Here is a 14,571-nt window from a genome sequence, read left to right as displayed (position 1 = left end):
AAAATCACCCGCTTATGTCTAAAGTCATGGATACATTTAATAAAAATTAACCGTACTGTTATATATACCATTTTCTTTTTGAACTGACTAGATTATTAATGGAAATTTTTATATCTAAAATAGTATATTAGTAATGAAATTTATTTTTGTTATTCGCTATTATTTATACCATTTATCTTGTATTATAGCTATATCAGATGGGATACTTTAACTGTTTCTATTACTTAAATTTACAATTTCGAGGGAATAGCAAATAAAATATTCTTATCAGCGCATAATTTCACAGGAGGAGTTTAAATGGTCCGTATACTTATCTTCATTATGGTAGCTGCTATTGCTATGGCGCTTGTTTACTTCATAGGAAAGAGCAGTAGCAAAAAGAAGTTCATGATTCTTCTTGGAAGCGGCATCTTGGCTGCGGCAGTTGGAGTATTCATGCAGACGGCATTTCCGTTATACCAGTCCTTATTAGGAATGCTGGCGGTAGCCTTGATTGCAGCAATGATCTATATGAAAGTTCTCGAAAAAGAACAAATGAAAAATGAGCAATTGCTTGAAGAGCGGAGAAACAATAAAACTCGAGTGCAGCCGAGTTCAACCGTAATAACAAATAAACGGTTTGAAGAACCTGCAGCCGATAAAACGTATGGAATGAAGTCGATACCAGTCGTTAGGGAGGAACAGAAAGTTGAATAATAAAGTTTTTGGAATGACCTTTGCAGCAATTATGGGATCTGCACTACTGTTTTTTGGAGTCGCCAATGCAGGAGCGGCCGTTGTGGATAAATGGATATTCCCGACTGAAAAATTTGGTGATCATACGTATATTGGCACGACAAATGTTTCGAATATGGATGTTGCCAGTGCCATGGCTCAATTTTCCGGTACAGCTGAGTCATTTCGCGCCTCTTCTGAACTATTGGTGACTTACCAGGATGCAACAGCGAAGTATCCACTCAATAATGCCAATATTCTATTAGAAGAAACAGCTGCCCGCGCTCAAACGGGTGTTCAAAATACTTTTGTGTTTGATCTTCAAGAACAAACGACAAAAAAGTTTTTAGTTGCCAACTTCCAAGCGGCTGAATTTTCCAATATAGAAGCGGAGCGCATCACCATGAAGCTGGAGCAGGCACTTGAATCAGGGCTTGCACAAACGCATGTGACAATCAGTGACGATTCACTGGCTGTAGATCGTGAAACGGTCTCTGAAGTTGTGTTTCCACAAGGTTCGACTGGCGAAGGGGCAGCGGCTGTAATTTCAGCGATTGATGAAATTCAAATTGCGCCTGGTGCGAAATTTTCCTTCTTGGAGTTCTTAAGTCAGCTTCCGCCGACCGGAGCTACTGATAAAGAGCTGACAAAGATCGCTTCAGCCATCTATGCAGCTGTGCTTGAAACAAACTTTACGGTTGATGAACGCAGCATTGGAACTTCAATTCCAAAAAATATTCCGGCTGGACAAGAAGCTGCCATTAACCGTTCTCTTGGAGTGGATTTGGTCTTCACCAATCCCAACGCCAGTTCATTTACGTTAAACACAGAGCTTACAGGAGATTCGTTGATTGCTTCGTTGAGTGGGTTTCCATTCATCTATGACTATGCGCTTCAGACCAGCGGCAAAGAAACAGTCGAACCCCGTTTGATTAAGCAATACAGTGCTTTTGTGACTGCAGGGAAAGCGGTAGACGAAGAAGGCAGTGAAGGGATCCGGATTCACGTCAATCGTTCCGTAATTTCGGACGGAAATGAATTGGAACTCGAGTCGATTTCAACAGACTTTTATCCTCCGGTTAACCGTGTGGAAATTTATCCGTTGGAAACCGAACCAGTTTCAGTAGAAAGTGTGCCAGGAACGAATGGAAGTGAAACTCCAGACGGTGAAACGGAAGAAGGGCTTACTGAAGGCGGGCAAGTGCCGGCAGATTCATCCGGGGAAGGCGCTGGTGATCAACCAGCTGGAGATGGCAGCTCAACTGGCAATTCCGAAAACAAACAGAATCCTAAAGGCAACGAAAAAAATATCGAGAACCCTGGAACAGATGGGGATGCCAAGTCGAGTGAACCTGTATACGACAAGGGCGGGAATTTGGTTAACCCTTAATCGGTTTTAAGGAGGAAAAAGAGTGGCGAAAATACGCAAGCGGCTGGGGGATATCCTGGTCGAACATGGGTTACTAACGCAAGATGATTTAAATGAAGCTTTACAGACGAAAACAGCGGAACAGCGAATTGGGGATGCTCTCTTGCAGCGCGGCTTGATCACGGAACAACAATTGATCGAGACGCTTGAAGTGCAGCTGGGCATTCCGCACGTTTCCTTATTCCGCTATCCTTTCGATAAAAACTTATTCAATATGGTGCCGAAAGAAATGGCGAAACGGAATCAGCTGGTTCCGTTGAAAATTGAAGGGGATAAATTATTTCTGGCGATGACTAATCCGATGGATTACATCGTCATCGATGATCTCCGTTTGATGACGGGATTTCAGATCCAGCCAGCAATCGCTTCAAAAGAAGATGTCTTAAAAACTATATCCAAATATTACGATGAAGAATCGTTCGATGATCTGATCGGCGAATTGCCTGAGACCAAACAGGACCAACAGGAAGATATGAGCGATTTGGATGCGCCCATCGTCCGCCTGGTGAGCCAAATCCTGTCGAATGCTGTTTCACTGAAAGCCAGTGATGTTCACATGGATCCTCAGGAAAACCGCGTCTTGATTCGGTATCGGATTGACGGCTCGCTCCGGACCGAACGCATTTTGCCGAAAGCCATGCAAGGAATGATCACGGCGCGAATCAAGATTTTGGCGAACCTCGATATCACCGAAAGCCGGATTCCGCAGGATGGACGGATCAAGACCAATGTCGATATGCGCCCCATCGATTTGCGTGTTTCGTCGTTGCCGACCGTCTACGGCGAAAAAATCGTTATGCGTATTTTGGATTTGAGTGCCAACTTGACCGATATTTCGAAGCTTGGCTTTAATGACTTGAACATGGAACGTTTTATGCGTGAAATCGATAAACCGAATGGCATCATTTTAATATCAGGTCCGACGGGATCAGGGAAATCTTCGACGCTGTATGCAGCCTTGAACAAATTAAATAACGAAGAAGTCAACATCATTACTGTTGAAGATCCGGTAGAGTACCAGCTTGAAGGCATCAACCAGATTCAAGTGAATACAAATGTCGGCTTGACGTTCGCAGCAGGGCTTCGCTCAATTCTCCGTCAGGATCCGGATATTGTCATGGTCGGCGAAATTCGCGACAAAGAAACGGCCGATATTTCCATCCGTGCGTCGCTTACCGGACATTTGGTATTGAGCACCATCCACACCAACGACTCAATCGCTTCGATCACCCGTTTGATGGACATGGGAATCGAGCCCTTTCTCGTCACCGCTTCACTGAATGCAGTGGTCGCTCAGCGCTTGATTCGGAAAGTATGCCGGGATTGTCGGGAAATCCACCAGGCAACCGAACGCGAAAAACACATCTTTGAAAAAAGAGGCTTGTCGATCGAAACAATTGCCCGCGGCAAAGGGTGTTCGCAATGCAATATGACGGGCTACCGGGGACGTATGGCCATCCATGAAGTGCTGGTGGTCAACGAAGAAATCAAAGACATTATCAACCGCAACGGCACAGCGGGCGAAATTCGTGAAGTCGCCATCAGAAACAAGACGATTTTCCTGATTGATGATGGTCTATTAAAAGTGAAGGAGGGCATGACGACAACAGAAGAAGTTCTGCGCGTTGCCATGATGGACTAAGCCTATGCCGACAACTTATATAGATGAAATTTTAACAGCCGCAATCAATTTAGATGCTTCTGATATTCATTTGACCGTTGGAATTCCTCCTGTTTTCCGTTTAAACGGGGAATTGCGCCGTTACGGAAAAGACAACGTCAGCTATGAGCAAACAAGGAAAATCAGCAAACTTCTTATTCCGGAAAGGTCTTTTGATAAATTTCTGGAAAAAGGAGAAATGGACTATTCCTATTCATTGCCGGGAGTAGCCCGTTTCCGTGTCAACACGTTCCATCAGCGTGGATCCGATTCCCATGCTTTTCGGACAATTACGACAGGTGTTCCGACAATCGATCAACTCAAAATGCCGGATATTTTGAAGGTGCTTTCAGAATCTCAACAAGGACTGATATTGGTTACAGGCCCGACCGGATCCGGCAAGTCGACAACACTTGCATCCATGATCCGCCACATCAACGACAACATGTCGAAACACATCATCACCTTGGAGGACCCGATTGAATACCTGCACAGGCACGGAAATTCCATCATCAACCAACGCGAAATCGGATCTGATACCCATTCCTTTGCCAATGGATTGCGCGCAGCATTGCGGCAAGACCCCGATGTTATTTTAGTCGGCGAAATGCGGGATCTGGAAACCATTACAACGGCGATTACTGCAGCGGAGACCGGCCATTTGGTTATGGCGACATTGCATACCTCAAGTGCCGCTTCGACAATCGAGCGCATCATAGATGTGTTTCCGGCCGGCCAGCAATCCCAAATCCGCACCCAATTAGCAGGTGTCTTAAAAGCGGTCGTTTCACAGCGTTTGCTGCCGACAGCTGATGGCAAGGGGCGGGTGTCCGCTACAGAAATCATGATCAACAACACCGCGATCTCGAATTTGATCCGTACGGAAAAAGTGCATCAAATTCCCAACGTCATTTTGACGAATCGCGCAACGGGAATGCATATGATGTCTTCATCGGTCCAAGAGCTTCTGGCGAATGGGAAAATCGCACGTCATGTCGCTCATCCTTATCTGAAAGGAGAAGGATAAGATGGCTCGCTTTAAATACGAAGGACGCGATACAAAACAAATAAGAACCGGCATCGTCACTGCCGGCAACCGCAGGGAAGCTATCATCAAGCTGCGCGATGAGGGCATCAAAGTCATTGATATGCGGGAGATCGAAACTACCACCCTGCAAAAAGACATCACCATCGGAAATCCGGTGAAGCGGGACCAGTTCATCATGTTCCTGCGCCAGTTCTCCACATTGATGCGCGCCGGCGTAACAATCGTCGATACGATCCGCATCCTGTCCCAACAAGTCGAATCAAAAGCATTAGCCAAGACGCTGGCAATGGTCGAGGATGAATTGCGTAAAGGCAATACTTTGTCCGACAGCCTAGCCAAACATCCAAAAATCTTCGAACCGCTGACCATCAACTTAATTAAAGCTGGGGAGATGTCCGGAAATATTGATGAATCATTGGAACGCTTGGCCAATCATTACGATAAAGCTTATCAAACCCGCCAGAAAGTGGTTTCTGCTATGTCTTACCCGGCAATCGTTGGCGTATTGGCAATCGGCGTAGTCATTTTTCTTTTGGCGACCATTGTGCCGATGTTCGTGGATATGTTTGCAGGCTTCGGAGGGGAACTTCCGCTATTGACACAAATCGTCATGCAGTTAAGCGATTTGACCATCAGCTATTGGTACTTGATCGTGCTGGCTGTTCTAGCACTTATCGGTGCATACTGGCTGATGAAGCGTAGCCTGCAGGGACGTCTCGTGCTGGATACCATGCTTTTGCGCATGCCGATATTCGGAAAAATCTTTAAGAAATCAGCGTTGGCACGGTTAACACGGACTTTAAGCTCGTTATTCACCAGTTCTGTGCCTATTCTTCAAGCATTGACCATGGTCGAAAAAGTGGTCGGCAATGAAGTGATGTCTAAAGTGGTGCTGGCTTCTAGGGACTCCTTGGAGCGGGGCGGTTCACTGACCGAACCGATGCGCGATCATTGGGCATTTCCGCCACTGATTCCCCATATGATTTCCATTGGGGAACAGACAGGATCTCTCGATCACATGCTGCTCAAAGTAGCGGAGTTTTATGAAAAAGAAGTGGATGCAGAGACTGACCGGCTAAAAGCATTGGTTGAACCATTGATGATTGTCTTACTTGCAGCTTTAGTCGGGACTATAGTCTTATCTATCATGCTTCCAATGTTTGAAATGTTTAATAACGTAGACACGATGTAGTAGTAACTATACAAATAAATGTTAAAAATTATATATTTCTCTATTGCTTAATTAGAATCACTTGATATAATAAAGCAGTAAGAAGGAAGTACTAAAAATTTAGCAAAAACAGGGGGAATAAGAATGAAAAATTTCATTCAGAAAAAGTTAAAAGATCAAAAAGGAATGACGCTGATTGAGCTATTGGCCGTTATCGTAATCATCGCGATTATCGCAGCTATTGCAATTCCGGCAATCGGGAATATTATTGAGAATAGTCGTGTTGGGGCTGTAAAATCAGATGCAATAAATATCATTAATGCAGCACAGCTATATAAAACGGAATCTAGTGCTGGTACTACAGTAACTTTGGATCAACTTGAAAAAGCTGGTTTAATAGATGACGCTGGATCTTTTGAGTCTGCAGTTAAAACTGGTACTGGGGCTGTTACAGTTAACTTAACAAATAATACTTTAAGTGGTGCAAATTCAGAATTAAGTGGTATTGTTCTAACATTTAAAGATGCTTCAATAGCTTCAATAAATGGCTTGCCAAATGGAGCAGAAAAAGGTGGAACTTCCACTCCTGCTGGTGTAACTGTAACTTCAAGATAATAAATATTTTAGGAGCTGAAAAAATGGCCTTACCGTTTTTATCGAAAAAAGCACGCGTCGTGACAATTACTATAGAAGAAGACGCCATCCGGTATGTGGAATTGAAGTCCATAGACCCGCTTCATATTAGCCTGGCGGAAGAGATGGTTCTTCCTGCCGGCGTTATCAGAGATGGCGAAATTGTCGACGTAAAAGCGCTTGGATCGATACTTGGTGAGGCTGTCAATCAGTGGGGTCTCTCTAAGAAGTCAGTCCGATTCCTCGCCCCTGACGAATTCGTTATCATCCGCAAAGTTGCATTTCCCCAAGGAGTCAAAACCGATGAGCTGCAAGGCCATTTCTTTATTGAAATCGGTTCGACCCTTTATCTTCCTTTTGAAGATCCTGTCTTTGACGTTGTGCCTTACAACGACAATAAAGAAGTGCTCATCATCGCTTCCAAGGAATCCGTCGTCAATTCGTATGAACAAGTATTGGGTCAGGCGAAATTAAAAGCGGCAGTGGCGGACATCACGCCGCTGGCTTTATATCGTCTGGCGTATTTGCAACATGATTTCATTGAAGACGAGCATATCATGATGATTGATTTGCAATCAAAGAAAATGACGGTTTCCATTTTTCACGAGCATTACCCGTTGTTCATGCGCCCGGTCGAATTGAATCTCACGGATGAAGAGTTCATCAATCCAGATATTTTTATAGAAGAGATTGAAACGGAAATTGAAAAACTCGGCAATTTTTACCGCTACAGCATGAACGCCGGCGAAGCTGGTATCACCAAAATAATCTGCAACGGACTCGGCGATTGGCCGGAACTTCAGTCACGGCTTGAAAGCCGTCTCTCTGTTCCAGTTTATCCGATTGTTATGAAACCAATTCCTACCGAATTAAACGACAGCGTTCCTGAACGTTTTAACCGTGCTATCGGTTTAGCCCTGAAAGAGGTGTGAACATGTTAGTTGATATTAATTTATTGCCGCAAAAGGAACGGGAACGCCCTGTTTTTCTTTTTGCGGTGTTTGGAATTTTATTGGTGGCAGTTTTCATCTGGGCGACCTTTTTCTTTTTGGCACAGTCGCAGGCTAATCAACAGGCAGCAATAGATGCAGAATATACACAAGTCGCTGCACAGAGCGAAGCGATTCGCACGCAACTAACTGCTTCAGTCGGACTGAACGAAGAACAGCAATTAAAAGCGACAGTCGATTGGGCAGAAGGCTACCAGTTCGATACTGTGCCTTTACTGAGTGATTTGGTATCCAGATTGCCGGAGCGCGGATTCTTTGATTCCTTTTCCTTTGTCAAACCGAACTTGGCTACGTTGACGATTCAATTTGATACAGCCCGTGAAGCGGCATATTACTTGTCACAATTAAAAGCTTCCGAGTTGCTGGATTCCGCAAAGCTGGATTCGGTGACGAATCAAGAATTGGAATTGGTGGAAACAACAGAAGAAGGCACTGAAGTAGCAGAAGAAAAAATTATTGAAAATCCACGCTATTTGGCAACTTACAGTTTGGTTTATGTAGATGAACGTTTGCCGGCAGTAGAAGAAATTATCAATGCTGATGGAACCGTTACGGAAGTGCCGGCTATTGAAGATGCATCTGCCGAAGAAGTTCCAGCAGAAGAAGCGGAAACCGTTCCTGCCGAAGGGGAGGGTGACGTTCAATGAGCAGTTTATCAAAGCGGCAGAAAGAAATAGCTATGCTGGTCTTGGCGGTACTGTTATTGATAGGGAGTGCAGCTTATTCCTATTTTTCCCTCTACGTTCCAACTAGAGACGCTCGCTTGCAATCTGAACAATTGCTGACCTCGGAAAACGAAGTGCTGATGTCTTTGCAGGCGCAGCAAGAAGCTGCACCACCAGCTGAAAAAATTAGTACACGTGAATTGCAGCATAAAGTCACCATTGAACCTTTGACGGATTTGATTCTCTTGCAGGTTGAACAAGCCGAGCTGCTGTCCGAAACACTTGTCACGTCCGTCAATTTCGCCGAAGCGCCACTGACGCTGTTGCAGCCGGTCGAAGGAATGGAAAATGTCCAGGAAGTCATCACGACAGTGGAATTCAATGCCACAGACTACAAGAGCATCATCGCTTTCATAAAAGAAATTGAAGCGATGGAGCGCATCATGGTCATCGGCGGAATCGATTTCACTTCTACACCGGAAGTGACAAAAGCGGAGCAGGAAGGGGAACCGTTAACCGTTTCCGTTTCATTCTCAGCCTATTACCGTCCGGATCTCGTTGAACTTGCGGAGACGCAATTGAAAGTCGATTCCCCTGCACCTGCGAAAAAAGTAAATCCGCTACCTCAAAATGACGGCACCAGCTTAGTCATACCCGACAAAACAACTGACGAAGAAGTGGAAACGGAAATTTCGTCAGACGGTTCACAAACTGAAGTGAATGTGGAAGTGAATGTAGAGGAACAGGAAAAAGTGTCAGACCGGTAATAGAGGAAAGAGAGAAATCATCGTGATTTCTCTCTTTTTGATAAATTGAGCTTAGAAGCTTTGTTTTGCAGAGGGAATAGGCCGTTCTGCAAACAAAAGGACGGATTCTGCAAACAACCGGTGTTATTCCGCAAACAAACTCAGAATTCCGCAAACAACCGAGCAGATTCCGCAAATAAAACCCGTATTCCGCAAACAAAAGTTCTTTCATTCGCTTTTCGCCCGCGGAAAGCATCCATCAACCGTTTTTTCACCAACAATATAGAATGAAACACCGAAGCCTCCTGCCGAAAAGTGAGGCTGCTTATGAAATATCACCAAAAATAAACTAAAGCAAAGAGGGTTTCTATGGTACTGACTTATTCTGTTTTCATTTCGCTGTTCGGGCTCGTCTTTGGGTCGTTTTTCAATGTGGTGGGCTTGCGTGTGCCGAAAAAGGAATCGATTGCGTATCCGCCTTCGCATTGCACCAATTGCCAGCGCCGTTTGACCGCGCCCGACCTGGTGCCGGTGTTCTCTTATCTTTTTCTGAAAGGCCAATGCCGGACGTGCGGCTCGAAAATCCATTGGGTCTATCCTTTGATGGAGGCGGTCACTGCGGTTTTATTCGTGGCGTCGTACTTGGTATTCGGGTTTACGCCGGAACTGATTGTAGCGCTCCTGTTCGTTTCACTGCTGGTGATCATCACCGTGTCGGACATCGCTTATATGCTTATTCCGGATAAAGTGCTGCTGCCGTTTGCAGTGGTGCTGCTGGGCTTGCGTTTTGTCATTCCGCTCGATCCGTGGTGGGATAGCCTGCTCGGCGCTGCCATTGGATTTTCAGTGCTGTTCCTAATCGCCGTCGTCTCCAAAGGCGGCATGGGGGGCGGAGACATCAAGCTGTTCTTCGTTATCGGATTGGTGCTCGGTACAGCCGGCACCTTGATGACCTTGTTTTTTGCATCGTTCATCGGTGCGATTGTCGGCATCATTCAGCTGCGCGTGACGAATAAAGGGCGCAAGACACCGATTCCGTTCGGCCCTTCGATTGCAGCGGCAGCCGTCATCGTCTATTTCTGGGGCGACGCCATGCTTTCTTGGTACTGGAATTTTTGGCTATAAAAAAAGCTCAAGGGATGTTCCCTTGAGCTTTTTGTTATTTTATTTTGAATAAAGAATCGGTGATGCCGGCCCCAAATCAAGACCAAACAGCATCCAGACGATCAGCATCAATGACCAGAAGATCATGAAGAAGATGGAGTACGGGAACATGACCGAAATCAATGTACCGATGCCCATTTTCTTATCGTATTTCTGGGCAAAAGCGATGATGATGGCGAAATACGTCATCAATGGCGTGATGATGTTCGTCGATGAATCCGCGATGCGGTAAGCCATCTGCGTCAGTTCAGGCGAGTAGCCGAGCTGCATCATGATCGGAACGAAGACCGGCGCCATCATCGCCCACTTCGCAGAAGCTGAACCGATGAACAGGTTAATGATTCCAGTGACCACGATAAACCCAATGATCAACGGGATGCCGGTCAAATTAGCGGCTTCGAGTGCTTCAGCCCCGTAGACGCCAAGCACCATTCCAATATTTGATTCTGTGAAATAGGCGACGAATTGTCCGGCAGTGAAGGCCAGGACGATGAACATGCCCATGGCAGCCATTGTATCCGTCAAATGCGCAGCGACGTCTTTATCGCTGCGGATATTCTTGGTGGCGATACCGTAGAACAATCCAGGGATGAAGAACAGGATCGTAATGATCGGCACCAATGAACTCATAAATGGTGACTGGACGATGCCGCCGTCTTCAGCGCGCAAGACGCCGTTTTCTGGAACGATCAACAAGGCAGTCAGGATAATTCCGACCAATACGGAAATCCCAGCCCATAGCAGACCTTTCTTTTCTTCAGCTGTCAAGCCGTTCAAGTCTTCGCGGTATTGCCCTTTGTATTCACCAAGGCGCGGTTCAACCACTTTTTCCGTAACAATTGCACCGACGATAGTCAACAGGAAGACCGAAGCGATGATGAAGTAATAGTTCATGGCAATGTTCATGCCTTCTGCGTAAGTCGGATCGATGATCGCTGCTGCCGCGATTGTCATTTCACCAAGCATGGCATCAGTGGCAGACAGCAGCAGGTTTGCCGAGAATCCGGCGGATACACCGGCAAATGCTGCGGCAAGTCCGGCCAATGGATGGCGTCCGAGCGCCGCGAAAATGACAGCACCAAGTGGGGGGAGGACCACATATCCTGCGTCAGAAGCGACACTGGACATGATTCCGGCGAATACCAGTCCTCCTGTGATCAAGAACTTCGGAACGGATAGGACGAAAGCCCGCAGTACAGCACTGATGAGTCCTGTGCGTTCCGCAATTCCGATACCTAACATGGTGACCAGGACAACGCCAAGCGGAGCGAATCCGATGAAATTATCGACCATGCTGGCAAATATGTATTGAATGCCTTCTGCATTCAGCAGGTTCTTGACTTCAATGATTTCGCCTTCCTGGCCCGGATGTTCGACGGTAATGCCGATTGCCGAGATGATAGAGGAAATCACAAGGACGGCAAGTGCCAACAGGGCGAACAATGTCACCGGATGAGGCAGCTTGTTGCCGATCAGCTCGATGCGGTCCAGCGATTTCTGAAATAAACCTTTGCGTTTTGTCTTCAAAAAAGACAGCTCCTTTACTGATAGAATTGGTGAAAATTATTTCATAATAATAATTTTCAGAAATTAAAAGCCAAATTTCATTATAATAGCTCTTTTTAATGAAGTGAATCGCTATACAAAAGTGCCAATAATGCTAATTTTGAATAATGTTAGAAGACTTTTGTGCTTGACATAAAAACCTTGTTGCGACAGCTTTTGTCGGATGTTCGTGAACAAAGCAAATGTGAATTTTAGATGGCAGCATACAGCGCTTTCAAGAAAAAACTAACTGAAAAATGATTTTTGAACGCCTGCTGAAGGGCAAAAATCATTTTTGATGGTTTGTTGAGTGCTGTCAGGGATGGTATGATTCTTGAAAAAAGGAGAGATTTCCCTATGAAATTCACATCAGAGTTCCCCGTCATACTCGCTTCACAATCACCGCGCCGCCAGGAACTGCTTAGTCTGCTTGGCGTTCATTTTCAAGTTATCCCGAGTCTCCAGGACGAACCCGATCCACAGGACTTCCAAACGCCGCTTGGTTATGTATTGGCATGTGCCGCTCAAAAAGCGCAGGAAGTGTCAGCAGCCCATCAAGAAGCCGTAGTTATTGGATCTGATACCATTGTCGTTTTAGATGGTGAAATTTTGTTGAAGCCGAATAGCAAAGAACAGGCGAAAAGCTACCTGCAGAAATTGTCTGGCCGCACACATGAAGTCATTACAGCGGTGACGGTTATGCAGGGAAACAGCGAGCTGTCATTCCATGAAGCGGTCAATGTAACATTCTACGAATTGCCTGAATCCTGGATCAACGCCTATACCGAAACCGAAGATCCTTATGACAAAGCAGGGGCTTATGGCATCCAAACGGTATCCGGCTTGTTCGTCAAAAACATTCAAGGGGATTACAACGCTGTCGTTGGCTTGCCGGTTGCGGAACTGACGCAGAAACTGGCAGCTGCTGGGTTTATTTCGCTAGAAGGGAGCGGTGTCCGATGCTGAACGACGCGCCGTTGATGATCCGTGACGTCCACATTGCCGACCGTCCCCGTGAACGGCTGGTCAACCAAGGGGCAGCGGCATTGTCCAATCAAGAGCTGATTGCCATCCTGCTGCGCACCGGAAGCAAGCAGGAGTCGGTGCTGCATTTGGCCAATCGGGTGCTGACCCATTTCGAACAGATCCAGGAAATGAAAAACGCCACCATCGAAGAGATGGTGGCGATCCATGGCATTGGCCGGGCAAAAGCTGTCCAGCTGCTTGCGGCTGTAGAACTTGGCCGGCGGCTGTCATCCAAGCAGACCGATACGAAATTCACCATCCGTTCCCCGAAAGATGCGGCTTCCTATTTAATGGCCGATATGACTTCGTTGAAACAGGAGCATTTTGTTGTCTTGTTCCTCAACATCAAAAATCAGGTCATGCACCGCCAAACCATTTTTGTCGGCAGCCTGAACGCCTCCATTGTCCATCCCCGTGAAATTTTCCGTGAAGCGGTCCGCCGTTCTTCAGCTTCGATCGTCTGTGCCCATAACCATCCTTCCGGCAATCCTGCGCCATCACCTGAAGACATCGATGTCACGAAGCGCCTCGTCGAAGCCGGCAGCATCATCGGCATCGAACTGCTGGACCATGTCATCATCGGTGATCATCAATTCATTTCCCTGAAAGAAAAGGGGTTCATGTAGCACTGTTTATTTTTTTTCTTTTCGTCTATAATGAGTGGTATTGTGTCAACGCAATTGCCGAAATACCGGCTTGTAACAGAAAGGAAGAAAACCTGTGCTTGGATTTGGTTCAAAAGATGTTGGAATTGACTTAGGTACTGCAAATACATTGGTGTACATTAAAGGCAAAGGAATTGTTCTGCGTGAACCTTCCGTTGTCGTTAAAAATAAAAATACGGGAGAAATCGTCGCTGTCGGCACCCAGGCGAAAAACATGATGGGCCGTACAGCAGAGTCGATCGTCGCTATCCGTCCGATGCGTGATGGCGTCATTGCGGATTACGATATGACCTTGGCGATGATCAAGCATAATCTGGTCGAAGCGGCGAAAGCGGCAGGCGGCAAATGGAAAAGCGGAAACGTTATGATCTGTGTTCCCTATGGGATTACCTCCGTTGAACGGCGGGCGGTTTTGAACGCAGCCCGTTCAGCCGGCGCGCGTGAAGCCTATACCATTGAAGAGCCTTTCGCAGCGGCGATTGGAGCGGATTTGCCAGTTTGGGAACCTATGGGCAGTATGGTCGTCGATATTGGAGGCGGAACGACTGAAGTAGCGGTCATTTCACTTGGCGGCGTCGTTTCAAGCGACTCGATTCGTGTAGCCGGAGATGCACTGGACACTGAAATCATCCAGTATATCCGCAAGACGTATAACGTCCTGATCGGTGAACGGACAGCTGAAGCACTGAAAATGGGTATCGGATCCGCCCGTATTATGGAAGAGGCTGAAAAAGACCTTTCCATGGAAATCCGCGGGCGCGATTTGTTGAGCGGTTTCCCGAAAACGCTGCAGATCACGTCGGGTGAAATTGTGGAAGCCCTCAGTGAATCGATTGCTGCGATTGTCTCAGGCATCAAATCGACGCTTGAAAAGACGCCGCCTGAATTAAGTGCGGACGTCATGGAAAACGGCATCGTCTTGACAGGTGGAGGGGCATTGCTTAAGAACCTCGACCGCGTCATTTCAGATGAAACGTCTATGCCGGTCTTTATTGCCGAAAATCCATTGGACTGCGTCGCACTGGGCACTGGCAAAGCGTTGGAGAACATGGACCAATTCCGCCGCCAATTATCAATCAAATAAGGAGGATGGCA

14 protein-coding genes are annotated in these 14,571 nt (G+C 46.4%); 13 read left to right on the top strand and 1 reads right to left on the bottom strand.

Annotated elements, in window-relative coordinates; translation table 11 throughout:
* Positions 1 to 297 precede the first annotated feature (297 nt).
* The 10 genes from QMA01_RS06515 to QMA01_RS06470 all read left to right on the top strand — a co-directional run bounded on the left by QMA01_RS06515 (position 298) and on the right by QMA01_RS06470 (position 10,201).
* Positions 298 to 696: a hypothetical protein gene (locus tag QMA01_RS06515; protein ID WP_290214563.1), complete on the top strand. Its 399-nt coding sequence runs from the start codon at positions 298 to 300 to the stop codon at positions 694 to 696.
* Positions 689 to 2,104, top strand: coding sequence for a VanW family protein (locus QMA01_RS06510; RefSeq protein WP_290214562.1), 1,416 nt, complete (start codon positions 689 to 691; stop codon positions 2,102 to 2,104). The genes QMA01_RS06515 and QMA01_RS06510 overlap by 8 nt, the downstream gene beginning before the upstream one ends.
* A gap of 22 nt (positions 2,105 to 2,126) precedes the next feature.
* Positions 2,127 to 3,785: a GspE/PulE family protein gene (locus tag QMA01_RS06505; protein WP_290214561.1), complete on the top strand. Its 1,659-nt coding sequence runs from the start codon at positions 2,127 to 2,129 to the stop codon at positions 3,783 to 3,785.
* A gap of 4 nt (positions 3,786 to 3,789) precedes the next feature.
* Positions 3,790 to 4,830: a type IV pilus twitching motility protein PilT gene (locus QMA01_RS06500; RefSeq protein ID WP_290214560.1), complete on the top strand. Its 1,041-nt coding sequence runs from the start codon at positions 3,790 to 3,792 to the stop codon at positions 4,828 to 4,830.
* Position 4,831: 1 nt separating this feature from the next.
* Positions 4,832 to 6,043: a type II secretion system F family protein gene (locus tag QMA01_RS06495; RefSeq protein WP_290214559.1), complete on the top strand. Its 1,212-nt coding sequence runs from the start codon at positions 4,832 to 4,834 to the stop codon at positions 6,041 to 6,043.
* 123 nt (positions 6,044 to 6,166) lie between these two features.
* Positions 6,167 to 6,637, top strand: a complete 471-nt coding sequence (locus tag QMA01_RS06490) for a prepilin-type N-terminal cleavage/methylation domain-containing protein (RefSeq protein WP_290214558.1) — start codon at positions 6,167 to 6,169, stop codon at positions 6,635 to 6,637.
* A gap of 23 nt (positions 6,638 to 6,660) precedes the next feature.
* Positions 6,661 to 7,587: a type IV pilus biogenesis protein PilM gene (gene pilM / locus QMA01_RS06485; RefSeq protein ID WP_290214557.1), complete on the top strand. Its 927-nt coding sequence runs from the start codon at positions 6,661 to 6,663 to the stop codon at positions 7,585 to 7,587.
* Between the two features lie 2 nt (positions 7,588 to 7,589).
* Entirely contained in the window at positions 7,590 to 8,312 is a 723-nt protein-coding gene (locus tag QMA01_RS06480) for a PilN domain-containing protein (protein ID WP_290214556.1), read from the top strand.
* Positions 8,309 to 9,097 carry a pilus assembly protein PilO gene (locus QMA01_RS06475; protein WP_290214555.1) on the top strand — a complete coding sequence of 263 codons (789 nt, stop codon included), beginning with the start codon at positions 8,309 to 8,311 and terminating at the stop codon, positions 9,095 to 9,097. Before QMA01_RS06480 ends, QMA01_RS06475 begins: the two co-directional genes overlap by 4 nt.
* A gap of 348 nt (positions 9,098 to 9,445) precedes the next feature.
* Complete coding sequence (locus QMA01_RS06470; protein ID WP_290214554.1) at positions 9,446 to 10,201, top strand: prepilin peptidase; 756 nt, start codon at positions 9,446 to 9,448, stop codon at positions 10,199 to 10,201.
* Between the two features lie 39 nt (positions 10,202 to 10,240).
* Here QMA01_RS06470 and QMA01_RS06465 read toward each other — a convergent pair whose 3' ends face one another.
* Positions 10,241 to 11,767, bottom strand: coding sequence for an AbgT family transporter (locus QMA01_RS06465; protein WP_191715965.1), 1,527 nt, complete (start codon positions 11,765 to 11,767; stop codon positions 10,241 to 10,243).
* Positions 11,768 to 12,142: 375 nt separating this feature from the next.
* Here QMA01_RS06465 and QMA01_RS06460 point away from each other — a divergent pair, with 375 nt between their 5' ends.
* The 3 genes from QMA01_RS06460 to QMA01_RS06450 all read left to right on the top strand — a co-directional run bounded on the left by QMA01_RS06460 (position 12,143) and on the right by QMA01_RS06450 (position 14,560).
* Positions 12,143 to 12,751, top strand: coding sequence for a Maf family protein (locus QMA01_RS06460; protein ID WP_290214553.1), 609 nt, complete (start codon positions 12,143 to 12,145; stop codon positions 12,749 to 12,751).
* The gene (radC, locus tag QMA01_RS06455) at positions 12,745 to 13,437 is read left to right on the top strand and encodes a RadC family protein (RefSeq protein ID WP_290214552.1); all 693 of its coding nucleotides are present in this window, start codon (positions 12,745 to 12,747) and stop codon (positions 13,435 to 13,437) included. Before QMA01_RS06460 ends, radC begins: the two co-directional genes overlap by 7 nt.
* Before the next feature lie 94 nt (positions 13,438 to 13,531).
* The gene (locus tag QMA01_RS06450) at positions 13,532 to 14,560 is read left to right on the top strand and encodes a rod shape-determining protein (RefSeq protein WP_290185163.1); all 1,029 of its coding nucleotides are present in this window, start codon (positions 13,532 to 13,534) and stop codon (positions 14,558 to 14,560) included.
* Positions 14,561 to 14,571: the final 11 nt, after the last annotated feature.

It is taken from the genome of Planococcus notacanthi (genome assembly GCF_030407825.1).
Lineage (GTDB): Bacteria > Bacillota > Bacilli > Bacillales_A > Planococcaceae > Planococcus > Planococcus notacanthi.
This window is presented reverse-complemented; position numbering and strand designations above follow the sequence as displayed.

Coding starts and splice junctions, on each gene's coding strand:
- QMA01_RS06515 (WP_290214563.1), top strand. CDS start 298: ATGGTCCGTATACTTATCTTCATTATGGTAGCTGCTATTGCTATGGCG.
- QMA01_RS06500 (WP_290214560.1), top strand. CDS start 3,790: ATGCCGACAACTTATATAGATGAAATTTTAACAGCCGCAATCAATTTA.
- QMA01_RS06495 (WP_290214559.1), top strand. CDS start 4,832: ATGGCTCGCTTTAAATACGAAGGACGCGATACAAAACAAATAAGAACC.
- QMA01_RS06490 (WP_290214558.1), top strand. CDS start 6,167: ATGAAAAATTTCATTCAGAAAAAGTTAAAAGATCAAAAAGGAATGACG.
- pilM (WP_290214557.1), top strand. CDS start 6,661: ATGGCCTTACCGTTTTTATCGAAAAAAGCACGCGTCGTGACAATTACT.
- QMA01_RS06480 (WP_290214556.1), top strand. CDS start 7,590: ATGTTAGTTGATATTAATTTATTGCCGCAAAAGGAACGGGAACGCCCT.
- QMA01_RS06475 (WP_290214555.1), top strand. CDS start 8,309: ATGAGCAGTTTATCAAAGCGGCAGAAAGAAATAGCTATGCTGGTCTTG.
- QMA01_RS06470 (WP_290214554.1), top strand. CDS start 9,446: ATGGTACTGACTTATTCTGTTTTCATTTCGCTGTTCGGGCTCGTCTTT.
- QMA01_RS06460 (WP_290214553.1), top strand. CDS start 12,143: ATGAAATTCACATCAGAGTTCCCCGTCATACTCGCTTCACAATCACCG.
- radC (WP_290214552.1), top strand. CDS start 12,745: ATGCTGAACGACGCGCCGTTGATGATCCGTGACGTCCACATTGCCGAC.